The organism is Actinomycetospora cinnamomea, from assembly GCF_003096675.1.
In the GTDB taxonomy this organism is placed as follows: domain Bacteria; phylum Actinomycetota; class Actinomycetes; order Mycobacteriales; family Pseudonocardiaceae; genus Actinomycetospora; species Actinomycetospora cinnamomea.
This window is the reverse complement of the sequence record NZ_QEKW01000006.1, coordinates 297,183-321,665: the sequence shown is the minus strand read 5'-3', so window position 1 is coordinate 321,665 and position 24,483 is coordinate 297,183. Positions and strand designations below refer to the sequence as shown.

The following is a 24,483-nucleotide window of genomic DNA, read 5'->3' as shown; positions in this document are numbered from 1 at the left end:
TGCGCAGCGCCTCCCACACCCCGTCGACCAGGGTGGTCGACGGGGTGTCGGAGGTGACCGTCATGCCTGCGCCACCGCCCGGTCCTCGACCAGCTCGGCGTCGTCGGGCGACGCCGGCGCGCTGGTGTCCGACGACAGCCGGCACTCGTCGGGCACGGGGATGTCGTAGAGCCGGGCGGCGTTGAGGCCCAGGATCTTCTTCTTCCCGTCGACGCCGAGGCGCGGGTAGTCGTCGTAGTCGTGGCCCTCGGGGTAGTCCCAGTCGACGAGGCCCTCGACCTGCCACTTCGGGGTCCAGATGTTGTAGTCCGAACCGAAGGTCATCTTGTCCTCGCCGACCCAGAACAGCAGCTCGCCCATCACCTTGGCGAAGAAGCGCGGGCGGGCGTGCATGAGGCCGCCGAGCACGACGGACAGGCCCGCGTACACGTTGGGCTCCTGCGTGGCCATGAAGCAGAAGTCCTCGATGCGCGGCAGGCCGACGTGCTCGACGATGAAGTTCAGGCCCTGGAAGTCGGTCGCCGCGTGGTCGACGTCGGAGACGTCGAACGCGTCCTTGTCCAGCGGCCAGATCGTCGGGCCCTTGTGCACGTGGATGTTGCGGATGCCCAGTTCCTGCGCACGCTCGAGGAACCGGTAGCACTCGGGGTCCGAGAGCTTGAACCCGCGCGAGTCGCCGTTCCACTCCGCGGTGTAGAGCTTGGCGCCGAGGGGCTGGTACTTCTCGACGTTGGCCTCGAACTCGCGCATCCCCGCGTCACCGTCGCGCGGGTCGAAGCGCGTGTTGACGCGGAACTTCTCCGGGTGCTTCTTCGCCAGCTCGCCGTTGCGCTCGCTGGTGTTGAAGCCGTCCTTGTACCACTCGCGCAGGTAGGTGGACTGGAAGATGGCCACGTCGACGTGGCCCTCCTCGAACACCTCGCGCATCAGCTGGTCCTCGGAGACCTTCTGGAACTCCTCGAGGGGCTGGTGGGTCTCCTCGGGGCCCAGCGACTGGTAGGCGTGGAAGCACTCGATCCAGCCCTTGGCGTACTGCTCGGCGCCCTGCACCCAGTTCTCGGGAGAGGCGTCCCAGTAGTGCATGTGGGAATCGACGACGAAGTACTTCTCGCCATTCTTCTCGTACATGTGGTGGTGTCCTCCCGACGGGTGGTGGATGGAGGGACGGGACCTCTGCGACGTGGTGGTGCTCGAAACGCGGCCCACATCACACGTGACGACCCCGAGGTGGGCAAGGCCACGGATCCCACGGATCGCCGAAACGGACATAACGGACGACATCGCTGGTCGCGCGTAGGGTCGGGATCATGCGCATCGTCATCGCCGGGGGACACGGGAAGATCGCGCTGCTCCTGGAGCGCCGGGCCGCGGCGCGCGGCGACGCGACGGTCGCGCTGATCCGCGACCCCGCGCAGTCCGACGACGTCCGCGCGGCGGGCGCCGAGCCCGTCGTCGCCGACCTCGAGGCGCTCGACGCGGGCGAGCTCGCGGGCCACCTCACCGGCGCCGACGCCGTCGTGTTCGCCGCGGGCGCCGGCCCCGGCAGCACGGCCGAGCGCAAGGGCACCGTCGACCGCGACGCGGCCGTGCTGCTCGCCGACGCCGCGGCGGCCGCCGGGGTGCGGCGCTACCTGCTCGTCTCCGCGATGAACATCGACAGCCCGCCGGGGCCCGAGGACGACGACTCCGTCTGGGCGCACTACCTGCGCGCCAAGAAGGCGGCCGAGGACGCGCTGCGCGCCCGCGACGATCTCGACCTCACGATCCTGCGGCCCGGGCGGCTCACCGACGAGCCGGGCACCGGCCTGGTCCGTCTCGGGCCGGTCGGTGGGCAGCCCCCGGTCGGCTACGGCGAGGTGAGCCGCGACGACGTCGCCGCCGTGCTGCTCGCCCTGCTCGACGCGCCCGCGTCGGCGGGTGCGGTGCTCGACCTCGTCGGGGGCACCGTGCCGCCCGCGCAGGCCGTCGCCGCCCTGACCGGGGCCAACGCCCCGCGCTGAATCGTCAGGGGGTCAGCCCGGCCTCGCGCGTCCACTCGCGCGCGACGTCGCGGGCGTCGCGGCCCTCGACGGTGATCCGCCGGTCCAGCTCGCGGATCACCTCGTCGGTGAGCCGTGCGGTGAGCGCCCCGAGTACCGCCGCCACCTGCGGGTGTGCGGCGTAGACGGGGGTGCGCAGTACGGGCGCCGCCCCGCCGCGCCCCGGGCCCGGCGTGCCGTCCGCGCCCCGCCCGAAGCCGCTCCGGTCGTCGACGAGGACGACCAGGCCGAGCGCCGGGATGCGTCCCGACGTGTTCGGCACCAGGCCCGCGGTGCACCGCCCCCGGGCCGTCTCGGTCAGCACCGCGCCCGGGTCGAGCGGGCGCACGCGGGCGGGGTCGAGGCCGTAGACGGCGAGGACCCCGCCGAGACCCTGGGGGTCGTCGACGGCCCCCGGCGGGGCGCAGATCGTCGCGCCGGGGGACGCGGCGAGGTCCGACACGGTGCGCATGCCGCCCGCCGCGACCGGCCCGCCGACGGCGAGCGCGTCGGTGTCGGCGAACGCGGTGGGCGCCAACCAGGTGACGCCACGGGCCGCGTCCTGGGCGGCGACGCGGGCGAACGGGGCGGGCACGTCCGCCTCACCGTCGAGGTCGCGGTCGGCCTGGCCGACGTAGGCCCAGCCGAGGTCGACGGAGCTGCGCGCGGGGGAGCGGACGTCCGCCGCGCCGAGCTTGCCGCACTGCTCGGCGGCCTCGGCGCCCGCGGCCTCGACGACGGCGACGGCGAGGTGGCAGAGCAGCACGAGCTGGTCGGTGGGGCCGCCGGCCACGACGTAGCGCGCACCGTGCAGGTCGGCCGGGGGTACGGGGCGGGGAGGCGAGGCGCTGCACGCGGACAGCGCCGGGGCACACCCGATCACGGCGGCCACCACGGCCGCGAGGACCCGGCACCCACGACCGCCGCCACGCACGACGGCGATTGTCCGCATCGCGCCGAGCTAGCCGATCAGCCCCTGCTCGCGGAGGAACGAGCGCGCCACCTCGTCGGGGTCGCGGCCGCCGACGGACACCCGTTCGTTGAGCTGGCGCATCACCGGCTCGGTGAGCGTCGGCGCCACCATGCGGCCCAGCAGCGCCAGCCGCGGCGCCCGGGCGACGACGTCGCTGCGCACGGTCAGGGCCGCGTTGTACGGCAGGAAGTACCCGCGGTCGTCGACGAGCGTCGACAGGCGCAGCGGGTTGATCCGCCCGTCGGTGGCGAACACCTCGCCGAACACGCAGGGGTTCGTGGTGGCGATGGCGTCGTAGATGGCGTCGAGCTGGCGAGTGTGCAGGGCCTGGGCGCCGAGGGTGATGTCGTACGTCGCCAGCAGGCCCTGCAGCCCGTCTTCACGCCCGGTGAACTCCTGGTCGACGCACAGCGTCGCCTGGGGCGCGCCCCGACGCACCAGCGCGGCGAAGTCGGAGATCGTCCGCACCCGCAGCCGTTGCGCGATGTCGGTGCGCACGCCGATCGCATAGGTGTTGTTGAACGGCGTGGGAGTGAGCCAGGTGACCTGGTTGCCCGCGTCGGCGGCCTTGACCGCGTCGTAGAGCACGGTGGGGTCGGCGAGGGTCGACTCCTGGGAGAGGTAGGTCCGCCAGGCGGTCCCGGTGTACTCCCAGTACATGTCGATCTGGCCCGACGTCAGGGCCGCCCGCACGTTGGCCGAGCCCTTGGTGTCGCACCGGTCGACGGCCGTCGCCCCCGTGGACTGGAGCAGGGCGATCGTCATCTTGCAGAGGATGAGCTGCTCGGCGAACTCCTTGCCGCCGACCGTGAGCGTGGTGCCCGTCAGGTCGAGCTCGCGGGCCAGGCTCCCGGGCGGCGTGAGCCGCTCGGCGTCACCGCACGCGGACAGGGCGGCGACGAGCGCGGCCACGAGGGGGACGACCCACCAGACGGGGAGCCGGGCTCGGATCACGGGGCGGCGGACCTTCCGGACTCGTTCGATCGCGTACTACCGGGGTGGCGGAGACGACGACGGCCGGCCGCGATCCCGTGGATCACGACCGGCCGCCGCGTCGTCACACCTTCATCGGCGTCAGCTGCCGCCGATGAAGCCCTGCTGCTGGAGCCACTGGGTGGCCACCTGCTGGGGGTCCTGACCCTGCGAGGACACCTGCCCGTTGAGGTCGAGCATCACCTCGTTGGTCAGGCGCGGGGTGATCGCCTCGAACACCCGCGCGATGCTGGGGTTCCGGTCGAAGACCTGCTGGCGGATCGTCGGCGACGCGTTGTACAGCGGGAAGTAGTTCCGGTCGTCCTGCAGCGTCACCAGGTTCAGGCCGGGGATACGGCCGTCGGTGGTGAACACCTCGCCGAAGTTGCACGGGTTGCCGTTGGCGGTGGCCTGGTAGATGGCCCCCGTGTCCAGCGTGTTCAGCCCGGGCGGACCGGACGGCGGGTTGGTGACGCCGTAGGTGCGGAACAGCCCGGCCAGGCCGTCGTCGCGGCCGGCGAACTCGGCCTCGACGCACAGCGTCGCCGCCGGGTTGCCGCTGTTCATGAACTGGCCCCACTCGGTGAGCGTCCGCAGGTTGTTCTGCTCGGCGAACGGCCGGGTGGTCGCGATGCCGTAGGTGTTGTTGAACGGCGTCGGCGGCAGCCAGACGATCTGGTTCTGCGCCAGGTCGGCGTCACGGACCGCGGTGTACTGCTGCTGCGCGTCCGGGATGGGCGAGGCGTTCCCCAGGTGGGTGATCCACCCGGTCCCCGTGTACTCCCAGTACATGTCGATCTCGCCGCTGGTCAGCGCTGCGCGGGTGGCCGCGGTGCCGGTGATGTTGCAGCGGTCGTTGACCGTGGCGCCCACCGACTGGAGGCTCGCGATCGTCATCTTGCACAGGACGAGCTGCTCGTCGAACTCCTTGCCGCCGACCGTGTAGGTCTGCCCGGCGAGGTTGATGCCGCTCTCGGCCAGGCTGCCGCCTTCGGCCTCCGGCTGCCCGCCGCCCGACAGGCCGCCGCAGCCCGCGGCCAGCAGGGCCGTGGCGGCGAGCGTCACCGCGCCCGCCCTCCAGCCCGAGCGGCGACCGGAACGGTCTCCGCGGAATGTCCACCGCACAGTGTTCTCCTTACTTCTCCGGGGGCGGCCGGGCCTCCTGGGCGGGGCGGACGGCCGAGAGGAAATCGAGGGGTCGGCTGCTAGCCGGACCGGGAGACGACGACCCGCTCGGCGACGCCGGCGAGCCAGTCGATGAGCAGCGCCACCGCGGCGATGATGCCGCCGGCGACGAGCAGGACGTTGATCCGGTTGAGGCGCAGGGCCTGCTGGACGAGCTCGCCCAGCCCCCCGGCACCGATGTAGCTCGCGAGGGTCGCCGTACCGACGTTGAGCACGAGCGCCACCCGCAGGCCGGCCACGATGACCGGCACCGCCAGGGGGACCTCGACGCGGAAGAGCGTCTGCCGCGCCGACATCCCCATGCCGCGGGCCGCCTCGATGAGCGACTGGTCGACCTGCTGCAGACCGATCACCGTGTTGCGGAGCACGGGCAGCAGGGCGGCCAGCGTCAGGCCGACGACGGCCGTGGTCGGGCCGAAGCTGAAGGCGAACGCCATCAGCAGGAGGACACCGAAGGGCGGCAGGGCCTGGGCGAACCCGCCGACGGCGAGCACCGGGCCCTGCAGGCGCCGGGCCCAGCGACGGCTGAGCATGATGCCCACGGGGACGGCGATGACGAGCACGAGGATCGTCGACACCGCCGCGAGCACCAGGTGCTGGCGGAGCAGGCCGAGGACGTTGGCGGGCTCCAGCACGCGCTGCTCGATGGAGTCGAGCTGCTGGGTGGAGATGTAGAGGAAGAGCAGGGCGAGACCGACGACGATGATCGCCGGGAGGATGACGAGGTCGTAGTGCTGCGACCACAGCCTCGCCACCGTGCCCTGCTTCTTCTCCTCCGCCTCGACGGCGGCGTCGGCCTGCGCGTCGACGGTCTCGCTGGTCGCGGTGCTCATGCGTGACCCTGCCGGGTGCGCAGCCCGCCGACGAGGTCGTTCCAGTGCAGGACGCCCTGGGCGCGCCCCTCCTCGTCGACGACGGCCACGAGCGAGGCGCAGCCGTCGAGCATCACGTCGACGGCGTCGTAGACCGAGCCCGAGATCGGCACCGTCACCAGCGGCGTGCCCGCGGCGTCCCGGTCGGGGAGGTGACGCCAGGACACCGGCCTGCCGGAGCCGTCGACCTCGGCCACGGCCACGCCGTTGCGGCTGCCGGCGGCGGTTCCCTGTCCCGTCGCTCCGCTCGTCCCGGCCTCGTCGGTCTCGACGGGGTGCAGCTCGAGGTGGGCCAGCTCCACCAGGCTCAGCCGCCGGACCGCCGCGCCGCCGCCGACGAAGTCGGACACGAAGTCGTTCGCCGGGCGGGTGAGGACCGTGTCCGGGTCGGCGTACTGCTCGAGCCTGCCGGTGGCGAAGACGGCGATCTTGTCGCCGAGCTTCACGGCCTCCTGCAGGTCGTGGGTGACGAAGGCGATCGTCTTGCCGACCGTGCGCTGGATGTCCAGGAACTCCTCCTGGAGGCGCTCGCGGGTGATCGGGTCGATGGCGCCGAACGGCTCGTCCATGAGCATGACCGGCGGATCCGCGGCGAGCGCCCGGGCGACGCCGACGCGCTGCTGCTGGCCGCCGGAGAGCTGGCGCGGGTAGCGGTCGCGGAACGTCGAGGGCTCCAGGCCGACGAGGTGGAGCAGCTCGTCGGCGCGCTCGCGGATGCGCTGCTTGTCCCAGCCGAGCATCTTCGGGACCACGCCGATGTTGTCGGCGATGGAGAAGTGCGGGAACAGGCCGCCCTGCTGGATCACGTAGCCGATCTCGCGGCGCAGCTGGTCGCCGTTGACGTGGGTGACGTCCTTGCCGTCGAGCAGGATCCGGCCCGAGGTCGGCTCGATCAGCCGGTTGATCATCTTGAGGGTCGTCGTCTTGCCGCAGCCCGAGGGGCCGATGAGCATGACGATCTCGCCCTGGGGAATGGCGAGGTCGAGCTCGCTCACCGCGGGCTGGGTGCTCCCCGGGTAGATCTTCTCGACGCCCTCCAGCACGATCATGTCGGGCTTGCCGGCGCCGTGGGGCGTCTCGACGACGGGCTGGTCTGTGGTCTCAGACACGGATCCCCCTGGGGATGGTCAGGCGCTGGACGATGGCGAAGAAGATCTCGAAGACGGCGGCGACGACGAGGCAGAACAGCGTGCCCGTGAGGACCTGGTAGAAGGAGTTCGCCGCGCCGATGCGGGAGATCCCGTTGATGAGCAGGATGCCGAGACCGGGGCCCTGGACGACGGCGCCGACCACGGCGATCGAGATCGAGATCAGCGTGGTGACGCGGATGCCGTTGAGGATGACCGGCCACGCCAGTGGCAGCTGGATGGTGAGCAGCCGGCGCAGGCGGCCGTAGCCGAGCCCGCGGGCGGACTCGAGCACCGCCCGGTCGACGGTCGTGAGGCCGGCGACGGTGTTCCGGAGCACGGTGTAGAGCGTGTAGATGACGAGCACGACGATCGCCGTCGTGACACCGAGGCCGGTGAACGGCAGGAACAGCGCGTAGAGCGCCAGCGACGGCACGGTGAGCAGGGCCGCGGTGAAGACCAGGCCGCCCTCGCGGACGCCGGCGGCGAACCAGTCGAGCGAGAAGCGCGGGGGGTCGGGCTCGCCGGTGGAGACCGCCAGGCCCAACGCGACGCTGATCGCCGATCCGACGCCGACGGCGATGAGGACGACCAGGAAGTGGGCCTGGGTCAGGAAGAGGATCTGCTCTGAGTTGCTGGTGAGGTAGTCCAGGTAGTTCACGACGCTCCTCTCTCGGGAGCTGGGGGAGGGGGCAGGGGGGACACGCCGTCGTGGTGCGCCGCGGGCGGTCCGGCGCGGGCGGCCGTGGCCGCCCGTCCTCCGGAGACCTCCGCGCCGAGGGCCCGCGAGAGATCGGCCGCGGCCCGCAGCACCGCGGCACGGACCTCGTCGATCACGGGGTCGATGCGTGACTCGGGTCCGCTGACGCCGAGGGCCGCGACGACGCTGCCGCCGCTGTCGCGCACGGGAGCGGCGAGGGAGAGCAGGCCGCGGTCGGTCTCGTGGCGGGCCGCCGACCACCCGCGACGTCGCTCGTCGGCCACCCGGGAGACGAGCTCGTCGAGCGAGCGCGGTGCCGCCGGACCCGCCGGGCCGAGCCCCTCCGGGACGATGACGCGGGCGATCGCGGCGGTGTCGAGGTCGAACAGCAGCGCACGCCCGGTGGCGGTGCACGACAACGGGGCGGTGCGCCCGACCCACCCCGAGGCGCGCAGCTCGCTGTCGGGGGCGGCGGTGCTGATGGTCATGACGCTGCCGCCGCTGCGGATCCCCACGTCCACCCGCTCGCCGAGCAGCGCGGCCTCCCGCGACACGGCCGCGTCGGCCTCGTCGCGCAGGCGGCGGTCGACGGCGGTCGCGCCGATGGCGAACAACCGGGTGCCGATGCGGTAGCGCAGGGAGCCCGGCTCCCGGTCGACGTAGCCGGCGTCGGCCAGGAGCTTGAGGAGCCGCGAGACCTGCGACTTGTCCCGTCCGAGCTGGCGGGCGATCTCGACGACGCCCAGCGACGAGGGCCCGCCGGGGGCGCCCAGGAGGTCGAGCACGTCGAGCGCGCGGTGCACCGGGCCACCGGCCTCGTCGCGGCTGCGGCGACCCCGCGGGGACGGCGCGCCCACCGACCCGTCCACGGGCGCACCGGGTTCGGGCGAGCGCGGGGACGGGGCGTCGGGGGCACCGGTACGCGCGCGTGGGCTCACGTCCCGCCTCCCCTCGGCCGCCGGTGCCACGCCCGCACGGGGTGGGGCGTTCGTGGCAACGGGCGTTGTCCCAGCGACAACGATGCGGGGACAGTAGGCGCGCGGGCCGAGGTTGTCACCCCGGCGGTCGGACATTCGAGCGACGGCCGCGTTCCGAGGCGGTCGCGGTCGGTAGCGCCCTGCCGTCCCGCCGCCGTTCACGACCCCCGATCCCGGCAGCTCCGGGCGAGGTGGGACCCGGGAGCGGGAGCGGGCGGGCCGCCGGCCATCACGCAGCGTGAGCAGGGTGTGTGTCGAGATCGTGATGTGTAGCCGGGCCCGGGGTCGTCCGTCCGGGGTAGCGAGCGCGCGCGGACCGTCAGGTCGGGTTGGCCGCGTCCCGGGAATCGATGGCCGTGCGCTGCGGCTCGCCGACGCCCCAGAGCGCCAGCAGGCGGTTCTCGACGCGGTCGAGCTCGGCGCCCACGGCGACGTGCGCGCTGCGCCGGCGCGATCCGGGCATCTGCTCGGCGGCGCGGACGGCCGACTCGAGGTCGGTGAGCCGCTGCTCGGTGTCGTCGACGAACGACCGGACCTCGCCCGCCCGGTCGCTCTGCCCGTTGCCGTAGCGGGAGCGCAGGTCGCGCGCCGAGAGCGCCAGGTTGTGGATGCGGGCGTAGAGCGCCGCCCCGCGGCCCGTGAACTCGTTCAGCTCGTCCGGGGCGATGCCGAACTGGCGCGCGCGGTGGGCGTCCCAGCGGTCCCGGGCCGTGCCCACGGCCTGGTAGACGATCGGCGCGACGACCGGGATGAGGATGCGTGCGATGCCGATGTAGCGCTTGATCTTCGCGCCGGTGAGCGGGTCGGCGGCCGTGCCCTCGAGGCTGTCGTCGTCCTCCTCGGGCTCCGGTCCCTTGGCCTTCCGGCGCTTCCTGACCGCCTTGAGGGCCTTCTTGTCCCCGAGCAGAACCGCCTCCTGGGCCTCGGCGAGCAGGCGCTCGGCGCGGGCCGCGCGCTTCTGCTCCTTCTGCGCGGCGGCCGCGAGGTCCGCGGCCCGCGGGCTGACGACGAACACGTCCTCGGCCATCTCGAGCGCGTCCGCTGCCGTCGCGGGCCGCTCGCGCGAGCGCCGCAGCAGTCCCATGGACCCTCCCCGTCTCGTGCCGGCGGCGCGTCGTGCCCCGGGCGATCGTGCGCACCCTAGTGGGCCGGGGCGTCCGACCGTGGGCACGACGGACGCCGAGTGCCCCGCTCGTGGCGGCCGCACACCCGCGGGGTGTCCTCCCGCTGTCGGTAGGGGTGTCGGGGGCGCGTGGGAAGCTCGGGGGCATGAGCACGACGACCGCACACGGGGCCGGTGACGCGGGGGCGCCCGCGGCCGTCCGCCGCCCGGTCCTGCTCGACGCCGCCGCCACGACGCGCTGCCGCCGCCGGGTCCACCTCGAGCACGTCCCCGTGGAGGACCACGGGGCGGGGCCCGCGCCGTCGGACGAGGACGCCGATCCGGGGGTGGCGATGCGGCGCGCCGACGCGGCGGCGCACCGGGCGGCGCTCGCGGCGCGGTGGGCCGGGATGCTGGGGTCGCGCTGGCGGTCCGTGCCGCCCGCGGCGGGCTCCGCGGCGCGGGCCGCCGCCACCCTGGGGGTGCTCGCCGAGGCGGGCCCGGGGGTCGACTTCGTCGGCGGCGCGGAGCTCCCGGCCGGCGAGGGTCGGCGCGGCGGGGCCGAGGTGCTGGTCCGCGCGGTGCCGGGCGACGCCGCGTCGGGCTGGTGGCCGCTGATCGTCGTGCGCCACCGTGTCACCGATCCCGGCGGCGGCGCCCTCACCTCCCCGCTGGACCGGCCCCATCCCGCGGCCGCCGTCGTGGACGACGTCCGCCGCGTCCGCACGGTCACCCGGGACGTCCTGCGCCTCGCCCACCTGCACCGGATGCTGCGCAGCGCCGGGCTGGCCCCGCCCGAGGAGCCGGGCGCACCGGTGTGGGGTGGCGTGGTCGGGCTCGACGCGGACGCCGTGGTGTGGGTTGACCTCGCGGCGCCGACGGGGCCGGGTGCGCGCAGCGTGCTCGAGACCTACGACCGCCGGCACTCCGACCGGGTGGCCGTCGCCGAGGCCGCGCGCGGCGGTGGCGCCGCGCTCGCCGAGCCCTCGCGCATCACCGAGTGCCGCCGCTGCCCGTGGTGGCCGACGTGCGAGGCCGCGCTGCGGGCGGTCGACGACGTGAGCCTCGTCGTGCGGGGTGACGCCGCGCTGCGGCTGCGCGGGCAGGGCATCACCACGGTGCGCGAGCTCGCGGCGCTCGACCCGGCGGTGGGCCTGCCGGGTCCCGAACCCGACGAGGACGTCGACGTCCCGCCCGACGGGCCGGACCTCGTCGAGGCGGTCGCCCTCGCGCGGGCGTGGCGGCGCGACATCCCGCTGGTGCGCCGCGTCGCCCGGCCCACGGTGGCGCGCGGCGACGTCGAGGTCGACGTCGACATGGAGAGTCTCGGCGAGGACGGCGCCTATCTCTGGGGTGTGCTGCTCTCGGGCGCCGACATCGGCGTCGAGAACGGCTACCGGGCCTTCGTCACGTGGGACCCGCTGCCCACCCGCGACGAGGGCCGCTCGTTCGGCGAGTTCTGGACCTGGCTCGACGACGTCCGCGCCCGGTGCGCGCAGCGGGGCCTGCGGCTGCGCGCCTACTGCTACAACGAGCAGGCCGAGAACCGCTGGTTGCGCGCCTCCGCCGAGCGCTTCGCGGGCATGCCGGGGGTGCCCCCGGCCGGGGCGGTCGAGGAGTTCATCGCCTCCGAGCAGTGGATCGACCTGTTCCCGGTCGTGAGCGAGTCCTTCCTCTGCCCCCACGGCAAGGGCCTCAAGCGCGTCGCGCCCTCGGCCGGCTTCGCCTGGCACGACCCGGAGGCCGGAGGCGAGAACTCCATGCGCTGGTACCGCGAGGCCGTCGGCCTCGACGGGGGCGAGCCCGATCCGGCCCAGCGCGAGCGGTTGCTGGTCTACAATGCCGACGACGTCCGGGCCACGTGGGCGTTGCGCACGTGGCTGACGTCGCCGCGGGTCCTCGAGGTGCCCCACCTCGAGGACCTCTAGCTCACCTGGGCTGCATCCTCAGGCCGCCGTCGAAGCGGATGACCTCGCCGTTGAGGTAGTCGTGCTCGACGATCATGGCCACCAGCTGGGCGTACTCGTCGGGCGTGCCCAGGCGTTGGGGGAACGGGATGCCGGCCGCCAGCTGCTCGCGGAACGACTCCTCGACGCCGGCGAGCATCGGGGTGTCGATGATGCCCGGCGCGATCGTCATGACGCGGATGCCGTACTGCGCGAGGTCGCGCGCCGCGGGGACGGTCATGCCCACCACGCCGCCCTTGGAGGCGGAGTAGGCGATCTGTCCGATCTGGCCCTCGAAGGCCGCCACCGAGGCCGTGTTGACGATGACACCGCGGGCGCCGTCGGCCAGGGGCTCGGTCTGCGCGATCGCCTCGGCGGCCAACCGCATGACGTTGAACGTGCCGATCAGGTTCACGCCGATGACCTGCTCGAACGTCCCCAGGTCGTGCGGGCCCTTCTTCGACAGGACCCGGCCGGCGGTGCCGATGCCGGCGCAGTTCACGACCACGCGCAGCGGCAGGCCCGTGTTCACCGCGGTCTCGACCGCGGCGGCCACCTGGTCGCCGTCGGTCACGTCGGCGCCGACGTACTCGACGCCGTCCAGGGCCTCGGCGCCGTCGACGGCCTTCGGCAGGTCGATCGCGATGACGCGCGCCCCGCCCGCGGCGAGCCGGCGCACGGTGGCGCCGCCGAGGCCGGAGGCCCCGCCGGTGACGATCGCGGCGACGTCGGTGGTGTCCATGCTGTGCGGTGCTCCTCGGGCGGGGTGGGCGGACGGGCGGCTCCGGCGCGAGGCTATCCCCGCGCCCCCGCACCGTACCGGTCAGCCGTGACCGTTCCGGTAAGAGCGCGGCCGGGTGCCCGTTCAGCGCCGGACGATGCGCGGCCGCGCGCGCCGACGACCGCTCGCGCCCGCCCGGGTGCGTTACCGTGCGGAACCTGCCGAGGTCAGCCGGTGACCCTGCGGTGCCCCGAGAGGCCGCGGAGGGAGGTGCGATGGGCGTCCCCGAACAGCTGCGCCGGCTCGACGAGGACCTGGCCACCGGGCGGGTCGACGCCGAGACCTACCGGCGGCGGCGCGACGAGATCCTCGCGGCCCGCCTGGCCCCACCGCCGCCGCCCGCCCCGCGGCCGGGCGCCTCCGCCGACGGCGACCTGGACGACAGCGAGCTCGACGCCGCCGAGCGCGAGCTGGGCTTCGCCCCCGAGTTCGACACGCCGTACCCGGGTCCGGCCCGGCCCGATCGGCACGACGCACCGGGCGGTCCGCCCCGTGATGCGCCCCGCGCGCCGGCGCCCCCGTCCCCGGGGCGAACCGGGTCGACGCCAGCGGGGGCGGCGCACGGTCCGGGCGCCGGTCCCGGGGCTCCCGGGCGCCCGGCGTCGCCACCCGCGCGGGAGCCGACCCCGCCCACCCGCGCACCGGCCCCACCCACCCACGAGTCGGCGCCCCCGCCCGCCGCGCCGGCCGAGGACGATCCGGGTGGGGAGGCGGCCACGGCGGTGGACGCCGACCCCGCCGCCGACCGCGCCGGTGACCCCGAGGTCGCGCACCCGCGGGCCGTCCCCGTCCCGCCGCCGTCGGCCGACGCGCCACCCCTGCCGGGCACGCCCTCGGACGCCCTGCGTCCGCCCCCGCCGCCGGTGGAGGACGACGACGCCGCCGAGACCGACGAGCGTCCGCGGCCGGTCGACCCCTTCCCGCCGCCGTTCCGGTGGTCGGCGCGGGAGGGCGCCGCCGCCGAGGCGTCGCCCGACACCACGCAGGTGGTGCACGGCGGCGGCGCCTCCGCGGACCGCACACAGGTCGTCCCGGCCGGGCGCCCGCCGGAGGAGACGCAGGTCGTCCCGGCGCGTGCGGTGCCCGGCCGGCCCACGCACGGCGCCCCGCCGTCCTGGCCCACCGGCCCCGCCCGACCACCGGCACCGCCCGAGCGCACCCAGTTCGTGCCCGGTGCCGTCCCCGCGCGCGCGGCCGGGGGCGGGGTGGCGCGGCCCGAGGAGACGGCCCCGCCGTGGGCGAGCGCCGCGGCGCGATCCGAGGGCCTGCAGGGGCGCGAGCTCTTCGCCCGCGGCCCCGGGCCGCGGGCGGGCGCGATCCTGGGCACGGCCGCGGTGCTGCTGCTCGTGCTGCTCGTCCTGGTGGCGTCCTTCGTGCTGGCCTGATCGGCGCGAACTAGGGTCGACGGCGTGGCGACGATGGTCACCTTCCACGCACACCCCGACGACGAGTGCATCAGCTGCGGCGGCGTGATGCGCGCGGCCGCCGACGCCGGGCACCGCGTCGTGCTGGTGGTCGCCACGCGCGGCGAGCACGGCGAGATCGTCCCGGGCGTGCTGACCGTGGGCGAGACGCTGGCCGAGCGGCGGGTCCGCGAGACCCACGACGCGGCGGCCGTGCTCGGCGTCGCCCGGGTGGAGTTCCTCGGCTACACCGACTCCGGGATGGTCGGCACCGAGACCAACGACGCGCCCGGCTCGTTCTGGTCCGCCGACGTGGAGGAGGCCGCCGAGCGCCTGGCCGCGATCCTGCGCGAGGAGGACGCGGAGGTCCTCACCGTCTACGACCGCATCGGCGGCTACGGCCACCCCGACCACATCCAGGTGCACCGCGTGGGTCGCCGCGCCGGCGAGCTCGCGGGGACGGCGCGGGTGTACGAGGCGACGTCGAACCGCGACGAGTTCCGCCGGATGATCGAGATGGCGCGCGCGACGGGGGAGGACGTCCCCGACCTCGACAGCGAGGCCTTCGGCTCGCCCGAGTCGGCCCTGACCACACGCGTCGACGTCACCCCGTGGCTGGCCGCCAAGCGGGAGGCCATGCGCGCGCACCGCAGCCAGATCGCCGACGACTCCTTCTTCCTCTCCCTGCCCGACGACCGCTTCGCGCTGGCCTTCGGCACCGAGTGGTTCATCCGTGTCGGCGGCGATCCCGCGCAGCGGGAGGACACGCTGTTCCCCGCGTAGCCCCACGCCGGCGGAGCCCGGCTGCCCGGACGTGCAGCCGGTCGTGGTGATATGGACGCCGACACCGGGCGCGCGAGGGACGGAGCCGGCGGATGGGGACGATCTGACGTGGCCACCGGCCTCGAGCACTCCGTGGACGGCCCGCCCCGGGACGTCCCGACAGTCCCCGACGAGGCCGAGCCGTCAGCCCGGCGGCGACGGTGGTGGCGCTCGTCGACGGCGCTCGTCGCGGCCGGCGGCGGTCTGCTGGGCGCGCTGCTGTTCCTCGTCGCGTACCGCGGGATGCCCGACGACTCCTACATCACGCTGGACTACGCCAGGAACGTCGTCGAGCACGGCCACTGGGGCCTGACCCCGTTCCGGGACGCCAACTCGGCGACCTCGCCGCTGAACGTCTGGCTGCTCGCGGCCGGCATCCTCGTCACCGGGCGCCCGGTGGTGGCGGTGGGCCTGGTGCTCATCGCAACCACGGCGCTCACCGCCGTCTGGGCCGCGCAGCTCGGACGGCTCGTCGGGGTGCGGCCGCCGCTCGTCGCCGGCCTGACCGTCGGGCTGCTCGTCACCTCGCCGGTCTTCGCGGCGGTCGTGGGCATGGAGTCGTTCCTGGTCGCGGCCACCCTCGTCGGCGTCGCGCGGTACGCGGCGGAGCGGCGGGCGGTCGCGGCCGGGGTCGTCACCGGGCTCGCGGTGCTCACACGGCCGGACCTCGTCCTGCCCGCGGTGGTCCTCGTCGTCGTGCTGTTCCTGGTCCGCGGGCCACGGGCGTGGCGCGGGACGCTGCTGGCGCTCGGCGTCGGTGCGCTGGTCACGCTGCCGTGGCACGTCTGGTCGTGGTTCGTGCTCGGGAGCTTCGTGCCCGACAGCCTCATCATCAAGACCAGCGGGGCCTTCCCGGGTGGCGAGGTCTTCGGCAACGGGCCGCTGTTCATGGCGGAGCGGTGGCCGATCCCGATGCTGGCCGTGGGCGTCGTCGCCGGCGTCGGTGTGGTCTCCGTCGTGGCGTCGGCGGTGCGCTGGGTCCGCGGCCGCGACCGGCTCCTCGACCGCGTCGTCGTCGCCGCGGGGCTCGCCGGCGGGGCGCACTACGCGGCCTACGCGGCGATGGGTGTCTCGTCCTACATCTGGTACTACTGCCCGTCGTTGGCGCTGCTGACGCTGTGCGCCGCGGTCGGTGCCGCCGACCTGCGCGCGCGGGTCACCGGCACCGTCGTCACCGGGCTCGTCCTCGTCGCCGGCATCGGCGTCGGCAACCAGGTGGCCCTGGGCGTCCCGTGGCCGCACCCGGCGATCTTCGGCAACTGGGCGAGCGCGACCGACTACCTCCACGCCGGCACCCAGCTCGGGCGCACGTTGCCGCCGGGCCAGAGCGTCCTCGCGCCCGGGGAGATCGGCACGCTCGCCTTCGGCTGCGAGTGCGACATCGTCGACCAGTTCAGCGACCGCGCCCGCCTGATGTCCATCGTCGACTCGCGGCTGGCGACCGCCGGGCCCCTGGAGGGCGCCCTGCTGCGCCTGAACTTCCTGCACGCCGAGCGCCTGCCGGTCGAGGCGCCGGACCGGCAGCTCGTCTACGAGACCGGCCCCGGCCCGGGCTGGCCGACCTACGTCATCGGCCGTGGCGCCGGGCACCTGGTGCTGGAGTAGGCGAGCTTCAGCCCTCGAGGATGTAGCCGCGTCCCCGCACGGTGCGGATGCGCTCGGCCCCGAGCTTGCGGCGCAGGTAGCCGATGTAGACCTCGACGATGTTCGAGGTCGGCGGCCCGCCCCACACGCGGGTGACGAGCTGCTCCTGCGACATCGCCTGGCCGCGCGGGTGGCGGATCAGCGCGTCGACCACCGCGTACTCGGTGCGCGAGAGGCTCACCGGCTTGCTCTCGACGAACACCTGCTCGAGCGCCGTGTCGACCATGATCTCGCCGCGGCGCAGGAAGAGCTGGGCGGTGGGGCGGTCGTCGCCGAGGCGCAGGCGCAGCCGGGCGAGCAGCTCCTCCATGGGGAACGGCGTCACCAGATAGTCGTCCTGCGTCGCCCGCAGCGTCGACACCGTGCGGTCCCGGGCCTCCGGGCTGGTCAGCGCGATGACCGGCGTGCGCGGGCTGTCACGGTGCAGGTCGGCGAGGACCTCCACCGGGCGCAGTCCGGGCATCTCGACGTCGAGCACCACCGCGCGGGCGCCGCTGGCCCGCGCCGTCGCCCCCACGCTCCAGCTCTCGCGCAGCAGCTGCGGTTCGAAGCCGTGGGACCGCAACGTCCCCACCAGGACGCTCGTTGTGCGATGGGAGGGGGCCACGCACAGCACGCGGCCCCGCTCCGCGTCCGCATAACGATCAGGTCTCATCGACGACAGCTTGACGCGCTCTCGGCGCCGGGGCAATCGACGAGCGACGAGCGGAGACGTGACGCACGTCGGCGGTGCTCTCCTGAGAGACGCGCGGTGCGGTCGGGCGAAGTATTCACCCGTTCGGAGCCTTCATCCTGCTGTTCGTCGCGCCGAGCGGGCCTGCGGGCGGCCGTCCGACGACGGATCTCTCAGCTCGGGTCTCGCCCGGCGGTCGTGTCCTTAACGTGACCTCTCGTCGGAGCCCGGTGGCGACGCTCCCCCTTCGTCTGCCGCCGCCGGTGCCTCCGCCGACACATCACGCAGGACACCCGTGCCCCGGCGCCGACCCAGGACGAGCTCCCCCGTCCCGGCGGCCGCGGGCACCGTCAGGAGGTTCCCCGTGCCCCGACGCGGACGGCATCGCGTATCACTGCCTCGACGGCTCCTCGCCGTCGTGGCGGCCCTGCTCATCACCGGCGGCGTGGTCACCGTCGCCGGCTCGGCGTTCGCCGACGACGACTCCGGCTCCGAGGGCGGCCTGTTCAGTGCCCTCAGCAGCGACGACGGCGGTGGCTCCGGCGACTCCGGTGACTCCGAGGGCGGCTCGGACGAGGAGTCCGAGGGCTCCGACGAGCGGTCCGACGAGGGGTCGGGCGATGACTCCGACGGCTCGGAGGACGGCTCGGAGGACGGCCGGGACGGCCGGGAGGACCAGGACCAGCGCCGCGGCGACGAGAAGAACGGGATGACCGAGGACGTCGGCGAGGTCGAGGCCGACAACGAGGGCGCCGAGGTCGAGGCCGCCGAGGCCCGTGCGGCCCAGGAGGACCCTTTCCCGGGTCGTGACGAGGCTGCGAACGCCGACGAGGGCGACTACGTCGACATCGCCGACGTCGAGGCGAACGGCAACATCGGCGAGGGTGGCGTGTTCAACGGCGGGTCGTACAGCGTCGACTGCGGCGTGAGCGACCACAACAACTCCGACAACTACATGGCCGCGCCGGGCAAGCGGAACGGTGCCCAGCACGTCCACGACTACGTCGGCAACCAGACCACCGACGCGAACTCCGACGACGGCCCCCTCCAGGAGGCCGCCGACAACGGCCAGACCTCCTGCGTGAACGGGGACGGCTCGACGTTCTTCTGGCCGGTCCTGCGCGACATCAACGGCCAGAGCCCCGACGAGGGGGAGGACGGCGGCAGCCTCGACGGCAACGTCGGCTCGATCCTCCGCCCGGCCTCGGCCGACCTGACCTTCCACGGGCACGGCGACCGCGAGATCCAGCCGATGCCGACCCACCTGATGTTGATCATGGGGAACGCCAAGCAGGGCGCTCAGGACGGCAAGAACGTCAACGCCAAGTACACCTGCTCCGGGCAGGGCAACGAGAACCGGATCACCGAGCAGTACCCGATCTGCGGCGAGGGCGAGCAGCTCACGCGCATCCTCGACTACCCGAGCTGCTGGGACGGCGAGAACCTGGAGTCCGAGGACTTCCGCTCGCACGTCTTCTTCCCGGACGAGGCGGGCAACTGCGAGGACGACCAGACGCCGATCCCGGCGCTGCGGATCACCCTGAAGTATGACCAGCCCGAGGGCCGCACGTTCCAGATCGACAGCTTCCCGAACGAGCAGCACGACCCGAGGACCGACCACTCCGACTACCACAACATCGCCAGCCAGGCCTCGAACGACGCGGGCGCGGCCTGCATCAACGAGGACCGGACCTGCTCGAACCTACCCCAGTAGAGCGAGCACGACAGCAGGACCGGGCACGACCCGAGGGGCCGCCCGCCGTGATCTCCGCGATCACGGCCGGGCGGCCCCTCGCGTTCGTGCGCCCGCCGATCTACGGTCGTCGGCGTGCGCCGAGAGGCGGCGCTCACGGGAGTCCGGGCCACCGGGCTGAGAGGGGACCTGTCGCGGTCCCGACCGTCAGAACCTGATCCGGGTCATGCCGGCGCAGGGAGGCTGCGAGTTGAGTACGTCCACGTCCACGTCCGGCACGCCCGCCGAGGTCGCCCCCACCCTCGAGGGACCGGTGCCCAAGACCCTCGGCTTCCTCGACCAGGGCGCCTTCTGGGCCAACCTCGGGGTGAGCCTGCTCGGCTTCGCCGGCGTGCTCGCGGTCCTCGCCCCTGCCGGCGCGCCGCCGCTCGCCGTGGCTGCGGCCGTCACGGCGACGGTCGTGGGGACGGTGATCGGCAGCGCGATGGTCGGGCTCTCGGCGATCCCGGGTGCCGCGACCGGCGCGCCGGCGATGGTGCTGCTGCGCGGGCTGTTCGGTGGCGTCCTGTCGTGGATCCCCTCGGTGCTCAACGTCGTGCAGCTCATCGGCTGGGGCACCTTCGAGCTCGTCGTCATCGCCCAGGCCGGCACCCTCGCGCTCGGCGGCCCGACGTGGGCGTGGGTGGTGGGCGCCGGGGTGGTCACCACCGTGCTGACGCTGCGCCCGCTCGGCATGCTGCGGCTGCTGCGCCGGGTGGTGACCGTGCTCGTGGCGATCTCGGTCGCCTACCTGGCCTGGTGGCTGTTCTCGCGGCCGGAGCTCGACCTCCGCGCCGGGGGCGGGTCCTGGTCCGGGTTCTGGGCCGGCGCCGACGCCGCGATCGCCGTCGCGGTGTCCTGGATCCCCGTCGCGTCGGACTTCTCCCGGCACTCGCGGCGCGTCCCGACGGCCTTCGCCGCGGCCACCGTCGGCTACGGCGTCACCCAGATCGTCTGCTTCGTCGTGGGCCTCGCCGCGCTCGCCCTGGTCGGCGGCGACGGCGACGCGGTGTTCGCCCCGATGCTCGCCGCCCCGCTCGGGGTCGTCGCGCTGCTCGTGCTCACCGCCCGCGAGACCGACCAGTCGTTCGCCAACGTCTACTCGACCGCGGTGTCGGTGCAGAACCTCGCCCCGCGCGCCGACCGGCGGCTGCTGTGCCTCGCGATCGGCGCCCTGATCACGGTGCTCGCACTCGGCGTCACCATCGACGACTACGCGGTCTTCCTCGCCGTCATCGGCTCGGTGTTCGTGCCGCTGCTCGGGGTCGGGGTCGGGGACGCGGTGGTCCGCCGCGGCGCCGCGGCTCCGGATCTGTCGCGGTGGGCGCCGTCGCGGCCCCTGATGGTCGTGGCGTGGGCGATCGGCCTCGTGACCTACCAGCTCGTCAACCCCGGGGGCGCGCCCCTCTGGTCGGACGCCTGGACCGCCGTGCGCGACGCGCTCGGCATCGCCCCGCCCTCGTGGCTCTCGGCGTCGCTGCTGTCGTTCCTCGTCGCCGCCGTCGTCGCGGCCGGGCTCGCGCGCGTCGAGCGCCGCGCGCGGTCCACCACGAACGGGTGACGGCCGCCCTCCCCGTGCGGTATGTCTGGGCGGCGGGGTGACGAGGGCGGGGTGACGAGGGCGAGGAGGCGCGTCGACGGTGTCTCGCCTCGACGGGTTCGCGCGCGAGCTCCGTTCGCCGCTCACGATCCTGCTCGTGGTCGCGAGCGTGCTCGGCGGCATCTGGGCGGCCGTCCTGCTGACGCCGCACCAGGAGGTCCAGGCCCTCGGCCAGCAGCTCAGCGTGGGCGCCCAGCCCCCGTCGACCACGCTCTCCGGGCCGCCGCGGATCGTCCAGGTCGGCAACACCAGCCTCGACGTCCCCGACGTCACGATCTACGGGCCGCTGCGCCCCCAGCTGTCGATCGGCCCGGTGCAGCGCAACGAGAGCGCCGGGCGGGCGCTGTCCGCGCTGGCCGAGGGACGCAGCCCCGAGCGGGCGCTCGCGGCGATCGTCGACGGCTTCGAGCGGTGGTACGCGTGGGCCACCCTGGTGCTCGTCGCGGTGGTGCTCGGGCTGTGCGGGGTCGTCGGCTCGTGGCGCGTGCTGGCGGTGCTGCGGCGCACGGCGCGTCGCTCCGGCGCCGGCGCCCGGCCGGCGCGCATCGCCCGCCAGCTCTCGCGGCGGCTCACCCGCGCGACCGTCCTCGCGCTCACCGCGGCGCTGCTGGCCTGGGGGATCAGCGGCGTCCTCGCCGTCGCGGGTGCCCGGGAGCTGCGCGACGCCCGCTCGCTGACCGACCTCACCGGTGCCCACCACGTGAGCCCGTCTCCGGTGGGTCCCGAGGTCTCCGGCGTGCGCGGCGTCGTCATCGGTGACTCGCGGGTGGCCCGCCTCGGCGGCCCGACCCTGCCGGACGCCTCGCCCGAGGACCTCGCCTGCGCCCGCAGCACCGACTCGCTGGCCCGCCAGGTCGGCGCGGCGATCGGCGACGAGGTGCTCAACCTCGCGTGCTCGGGCGCCCGCATCACGGCCGGCCTGCGGGCACCGCAACTGACCGGCGGCGTCGTGGTGCCGCCGCAGATCGGGCGGCTCAAGCAGGTGGAGGACCCCGCGTTCGTCGTGGTGGCCGTCGGCCCCAACGACCTGAACTGGACCGACCTGATCGGCTACTGCTACGCGGTCATCGACTGCGCCGACAACTTCACCGCCGGGGAGTTCCGCTACCGGCTCGCCGCGTTCGACCGCGACTACGCCGACCTCCTCGCCGACCTCGCGACCCTGCCGTCGCGGCCCCGCGTCGTCGTCGTCACGTCCTACGACGTCCTGCGGCCGGACGCCTCGTGCGCGGCCGTGCGAGGCCCGCTGCAGTTCCCCGGGCTGACGCCGGCGGAGGTGCAGCTGCTCGCCGACCGCAACGCCGAGCTGAACGAGGTGCTCACCACCGGCGCCCACCGCTACGGCTTCGACGTCGTCGACCCGCCGCTCGCCCCGCTGTGCACGCCGTCCCCGGACGGCCTCGGGCCCGACCTGCAGTCCCTCGACGACCAGCACCCGTTCCACCCCACCGGCGTCGGCGAGCTGCGCCTGACCATCCCCGTCGTGGACCGCATCGGCGTGCCGGCGGGCGTGCCGCCCGGCTGACCCGCCCGGCTGGCCGGCCTCGCCGTCAGTCGCCCGTCAGTTTGTGGGCGCGCACCGGTTGCCAATCCCCGTGATCCCGTCCCGGACGCCGTGCCGGGACCCGACGACGAGGAGGTGGCTGCCGTGAAGGCCGTCGTCTACAAGGACCCACACTCGGTCGCCGTCGAGGACGTCGACGACCCGCGGATCGAGGCGCCGACCGACGTCCTCGTACGGATCACCACGACCGCGATCTGCGGCTCGGACCTGCACATGTACGAGGGCCGCACCGTGGCCGACACCGGCATCGTGTTCGGCCACGAGAACATGGGCATCGTCGAGGAGGTCGGCTCGGGGGTCACCCACATCCAGCGGGGCGACCGGGTCAGCCTGCCGTTCAACGTGGCCTGCGGGTTCTGCCGCAACTGCCTGGCGCAGAAGACCGCGTTCTGCCTCACGGTCAACCCGCCCTACGCGGGCGGCGCCTACGGCTACGTCGGCATGGGCCCCTACACCGGCGGCCAGGCCGAGTACCTGCGCGTGCCGTTCGCGGACTTCAACTGCCTGCTGCTGCCGCCCGGTGACGAGCACGAGAACGACTTCGCGATGCTCGCCGACATCTTCCCCACCGGCTACCACGCCACCGTGCTCGCCGACCTCAACCCCGGCGAAACCCTCGTGGTGTTCGGGGCCGGGCCGGTCGGGCTGATGGCCGCCTACTCGGCGATGCTCAAGGGCGCGTCGAAGGTGTTCGTGGTCGACAGGGTGGCCAACCGGCTGCAGCTCGCCGAGCAGATTGGCGCGATCCCGATCGACTTCTCGGCCGGCGACCCGGTGGAGCAGGTCGTCGACCAGACCGACGGTGCCGGCGCGGACAAGGGCATCGACGCCGTGGGCTACCAGGCCACCGTGGCCGAGGGGGAGGAGCAGCCCGCGATCGTGCTCAACCAGCTCGTCGAGGCGGTCCGCCACACCGGCCGCCTGGGCGTCGTCGGCCTCTACCTGCCCAACGACCCCGGGGCGCCCGACGAGAACGCCGCCAACGGGCGGCTGCTGTTCAACATCGGCCGCTTCTTCGAGAAGGGCCAGAAGATGGGCACGGGCCAGGCCGACGCCAAGGCCTACAACGCCCAGCTGCGGGACCTCATCCTCGCCGGGCGTGCCACCCCGTCGTTCGTGGTGTCCAAGGAGGTGCCGCTCGAGGAGGCCCCGGACGCGTACGAGCGGTTCGACCGCCGCGAGGAGGGCTATTCCAAGGTCGTCCTCAAGCCGTGAGGCCGCACGTGCGTGGTCTCGGCCCCGGCGGGGCAGAGACCACGTACGTGGGCACACGAGGAGGGCGGACCCCGTGAGGATGCGGACGCTGGGCCGGACCGGCATCAAGGTCAGCCCGTACTGCCTGGGCGCCATGATGTTCGGCGCCTGGGGCAACACCGACCACGACGACTCGATCCGGATCATCCACAAGGCGCTGGACTCCGGGATCAACTTCGTCGACACGGCCGACGTCTACGCCCAGGGCGAGTCCGAGGAGATCGTCGGCAAGGCGCTGCACGGCCGCCGCGACGACGTCGTGCTGGCCACCAAGGCGCACGCCCCGATGGGCGACGACCCCAACCACCGGGGCAACTCGCGGCGATGGCTCGTGCGAGAGGTGGAGAACTCCCTGCGGCGCCTTCAGGCCGACCACCTCGACCTCTACCAGATCCACCGTCCGGACCCGGACACCGACGTCGAGGAGACGCTCTCCGCGCTCACCGACCTCGTGCGCAGCGGCAAGGTCCGCGCCATCGGGTCGTCGACGTTCCCCGCCTCCGAGATCGTCGAGGCCCAGTGGGTCGCCGAGCGCCGCGGCCTCGAGCGGTTCCGCACCGAGCAGCCGCCGTACTCGATCCTCAACCGCGGGATCGAGCGCGAGGTCCTGCCCGTGTGCCGCCGCTACGGCATGGGCGCCCTGGTCTGGAGCCCGCTGGCGATGGGCATGCTCACCGGCAGGATCCGCAAGGGGCAGGAGGCCGGGACGCAGCGGGCGCAGCGCACCCCCGGTCGCTTCACCGACGAGCGCAAGCTCGACGCGGTCGAGGAGCTGATCCCGCTCGCCGAGGAGGCGGGCCTGTCGATGGTGCACATGGCCATGGCGTTCGCGGTCGCCCACCCGGCCGTCACCTCGGCGATCATCGGCCCGCGTACCACGGAGCAGCTCGACGACGTCCTCGCCGGGGCCGAGGTCACCCTCGACGACGAGGTCCTCGACCGCATCGACGAGATCGTGCCGCCCGGGGTCGACGTGAACCCGGGCGACGTCTCCTACGAGCCACCCGCCATCGGCGACGTGGCGCAACGGCGTCGTCCGCGCGAGGAGCGCGGCGCAGCACAGAAGGGATGAGCGTGGGGCCCGCATCGGGGAACTATTTCCCCGGTACGGGCCGATGGCCGCGTGAGTGACGACCCC

The 24,483-nt window shown here is 74.1% G+C and carries 21 protein-coding genes and 1 riboswitch; of the genes, 10 read left to right on the top strand and 11 right to left on the bottom strand.

The window, feature by feature from the left end:
• Positions 1–60 precede the first annotated feature (60 nt).
• Positions 61–1,128: an amidohydrolase family protein gene (locus C8D89_RS14535; RefSeq protein ID WP_116708812.1), complete on the bottom strand. Its 1,068-nt coding sequence runs from the start codon at positions 1,126–1,128 to the stop codon at positions 61–63.
• A gap of 179 nt (positions 1,129–1,307) precedes the next feature.
• On the opposite strand from C8D89_RS14535, the gene C8D89_RS14530 reads away from it, so the two are divergent.
• On the top strand, positions 1,308–2,000 hold the full coding sequence (locus C8D89_RS14530; RefSeq protein WP_116708811.1) for an NAD(P)H-binding protein: 693 nt from the start codon (positions 1,308–1,310) through the stop codon (positions 1,998–2,000).
• A 4-nt stretch (positions 2,001–2,004) separates the two neighbouring features.
• On the opposite strand, the gene C8D89_RS14525 is transcribed toward C8D89_RS14530, so the two are convergent.
• The 8 genes from C8D89_RS14525 to C8D89_RS14490 form a co-directional block, all read right to left on the bottom strand.
• On the bottom strand, positions 2,005–2,952 hold the full coding sequence (locus tag C8D89_RS14525) for a glycine betaine ABC transporter substrate-binding protein (protein ID WP_165825706.1): 948 nt from the start codon (positions 2,950–2,952) through the stop codon (positions 2,005–2,007).
• Between the two features lie 27 nt (positions 2,953–2,979).
• Positions 2,980–3,945 carry a glycine betaine ABC transporter substrate-binding protein gene (locus C8D89_RS14520; protein WP_165825705.1) on the bottom strand — a complete coding sequence of 322 codons (966 nt, stop codon included), beginning with the start codon at positions 3,943–3,945 and terminating at the stop codon, positions 2,980–2,982.
• A 120-nt stretch (positions 3,946–4,065) separates the two neighbouring features.
• Positions 4,066–5,028 (bottom strand): glycine betaine ABC transporter substrate-binding protein, encoded by a 963-nt coding sequence (locus tag C8D89_RS14515; protein ID WP_116708808.1) that lies wholly within the window; start codon positions 5,026–5,028, stop codon positions 4,066–4,068.
• A 140-nt stretch (positions 5,029–5,168) separates the two neighbouring features.
• Positions 5,169–5,981, bottom strand: coding sequence for an ABC transporter permease (locus C8D89_RS14510; RefSeq protein WP_116708807.1), 813 nt, complete (start codon positions 5,979–5,981; stop codon positions 5,169–5,171).
• Positions 5,978–7,129 (bottom strand): ABC transporter ATP-binding protein, encoded by a 1,152-nt coding sequence (locus C8D89_RS14505; RefSeq protein WP_423717030.1) that lies wholly within the window; start codon positions 7,127–7,129, stop codon positions 5,978–5,980. The genes C8D89_RS14510 and C8D89_RS14505 overlap by 4 nt, the downstream gene beginning before the upstream one ends.
• On the bottom strand, positions 7,122–7,808 hold the full coding sequence (locus C8D89_RS14500) for an ABC transporter permease (RefSeq protein WP_116708806.1): 687 nt from the start codon (positions 7,806–7,808) through the stop codon (positions 7,122–7,124). Before C8D89_RS14500 ends, C8D89_RS14505 begins: the two co-directional genes overlap by 8 nt.
• A complete protein-coding gene (locus C8D89_RS14495; RefSeq protein ID WP_165825704.1) occupies positions 7,805–8,785 on the bottom strand; it encodes an IclR family transcriptional regulator in 981 nt (326 codons plus the stop codon). The genes C8D89_RS14500 and C8D89_RS14495 overlap by 4 nt, the downstream gene beginning before the upstream one ends.
• 358 nt (positions 8,786–9,143) lie before the next feature.
• The gene (locus C8D89_RS14490; RefSeq protein WP_116708804.1) at positions 9,144–9,908 is read right to left on the bottom strand and encodes a DUF6474 family protein; all 765 of its coding nucleotides are present in this window, start codon (positions 9,906–9,908) and stop codon (positions 9,144–9,146) included.
• Between the two features lie 185 nt (positions 9,909–10,093).
• Between C8D89_RS14490 and C8D89_RS14485 the strand changes: the two genes are divergently transcribed.
• Positions 10,094–11,854: a TM0106 family RecB-like putative nuclease gene (locus tag C8D89_RS14485; protein WP_116708803.1), complete on the top strand. Its 1,761-nt coding sequence runs from the start codon at positions 10,094–10,096 to the stop codon at positions 11,852–11,854.
• Position 11,855: 1 nt separating this feature from the next.
• Here the strand turns inward: C8D89_RS14485 and C8D89_RS14480 are convergent, their stop codons facing one another.
• Complete coding sequence (locus C8D89_RS14480) at positions 11,856–12,614, bottom strand: SDR family NAD(P)-dependent oxidoreductase (protein ID WP_116708802.1); 759 nt, start codon at positions 12,612–12,614, stop codon at positions 11,856–11,858.
• A gap of 254 nt (positions 12,615–12,868) precedes the next feature.
• On the opposite strand from C8D89_RS14480, the gene C8D89_RS14475 reads away from it, so the two are divergent.
• The 3 genes from C8D89_RS14475 (at position 12,869) to C8D89_RS14465 (ending at position 16,483) form a co-directional block, all read left to right on the top strand.
• Entirely contained in the window at positions 12,869–14,038 is a 1,170-nt protein-coding gene (locus C8D89_RS14475; protein ID WP_116708801.1) for a hypothetical protein, read from the top strand.
• Between the two features lie 24 nt (positions 14,039–14,062).
• Positions 14,063–14,839 (top strand): PIG-L family deacetylase, encoded by a 777-nt coding sequence (locus C8D89_RS14470; protein WP_116708800.1) that lies wholly within the window; start codon positions 14,063–14,065, stop codon positions 14,837–14,839.
• Positions 14,840–14,947: 108 nt separating this feature from the next.
• On the top strand, positions 14,948–16,483 hold the full coding sequence (locus C8D89_RS14465) for an ArnT family glycosyltransferase (protein ID WP_116708799.1): 1,536 nt from the start codon (positions 14,948–14,950) through the stop codon (positions 16,481–16,483).
• Between the two features lie 7 nt (positions 16,484–16,490).
• On the opposite strand, the gene C8D89_RS14460 is transcribed toward C8D89_RS14465, so the two are convergent.
• The gene (locus C8D89_RS14460) at positions 16,491–17,096 is read right to left on the bottom strand and encodes a response regulator transcription factor (protein WP_165825703.1); all 606 of its coding nucleotides are present in this window, start codon (positions 17,094–17,096) and stop codon (positions 16,491–16,493) included.
• A gap of 517 nt (positions 17,097–17,613) precedes the next feature.
• Between C8D89_RS14460 and C8D89_RS14455 the strand changes: the two genes are divergently transcribed.
• From C8D89_RS14455 to C8D89_RS14435, 5 genes are all read left to right on the top strand, one after another.
• Positions 17,614–18,909 carry a DUF1996 domain-containing protein gene (locus C8D89_RS14455; protein ID WP_243418098.1) on the top strand — a complete coding sequence of 432 codons (1,296 nt, stop codon included), beginning with the start codon at positions 17,614–17,616 and terminating at the stop codon, positions 18,907–18,909.
• A 125-nt stretch (positions 18,910–19,034) separates the two neighbouring features.
• Positions 19,035–19,146, top strand: a riboswitch (TPP riboswitch).
• Entirely contained in the window at positions 19,139–20,488 is a 1,350-nt protein-coding gene (locus tag C8D89_RS14450) for a purine-cytosine permease family protein (RefSeq protein WP_116708796.1), read from the top strand. (Overlaps the previous riboswitch by 8 nt.)
• A 79-nt stretch (positions 20,489–20,567) precedes the next feature.
• Positions 20,568–22,052: a GDSL-type esterase/lipase family protein gene (locus C8D89_RS14445; protein ID WP_116708795.1), complete on the top strand. Its 1,485-nt coding sequence runs from the start codon at positions 20,568–20,570 to the stop codon at positions 22,050–22,052.
• Positions 22,053–22,175: 123 nt separating this feature from the next.
• Positions 22,176–23,306: a glutathione-independent formaldehyde dehydrogenase gene (locus C8D89_RS14440; RefSeq protein ID WP_116708860.1), complete on the top strand. Its 1,131-nt coding sequence runs from the start codon at positions 22,176–22,178 to the stop codon at positions 23,304–23,306.
• 73 nt (positions 23,307–23,379) lie between these two features.
• Entirely contained in the window at positions 23,380–24,417 is a 1,038-nt protein-coding gene (locus C8D89_RS14435; protein WP_116708794.1) for an aldo/keto reductase, read from the top strand.
• Positions 24,418–24,483 lie beyond the last annotated feature (66 nt).

Coding starts and splice junctions, on each gene's coding strand:
- C8D89_RS14510 (WP_116708807.1), bottom strand. CDS start 5,981: ATGAGCACCGCGACCAGCGAGACCGTCGACGCGCAGGCCGACGCCGCC.
- C8D89_RS14475 (WP_116708801.1), top strand. CDS start 12,869: ATGGGCGTCCCCGAACAGCTGCGCCGGCTCGACGAGGACCTGGCCACC.
- C8D89_RS14490 (WP_116708804.1), bottom strand. CDS start 9,908: ATGGGACTGCTGCGGCGCTCGCGCGAGCGGCCCGCGACGGCAGCGGAC.
- C8D89_RS14530 (WP_116708811.1), top strand. CDS start 1,308: ATGCGCATCGTCATCGCCGGGGGACACGGGAAGATCGCGCTGCTCCTG.
- C8D89_RS14485 (WP_116708803.1), top strand. CDS start 10,094: ATGAGCACGACGACCGCACACGGGGCCGGTGACGCGGGGGCGCCCGCG.
- C8D89_RS14535 (WP_116708812.1), bottom strand. CDS start 1,128: ATGTACGAGAAGAATGGCGAGAAGTACTTCGTCGTCGATTCCCACATG.
- C8D89_RS14480 (WP_116708802.1), bottom strand. CDS start 12,614: ATGGACACCACCGACGTCGCCGCGATCGTCACCGGCGGGGCCTCCGGC.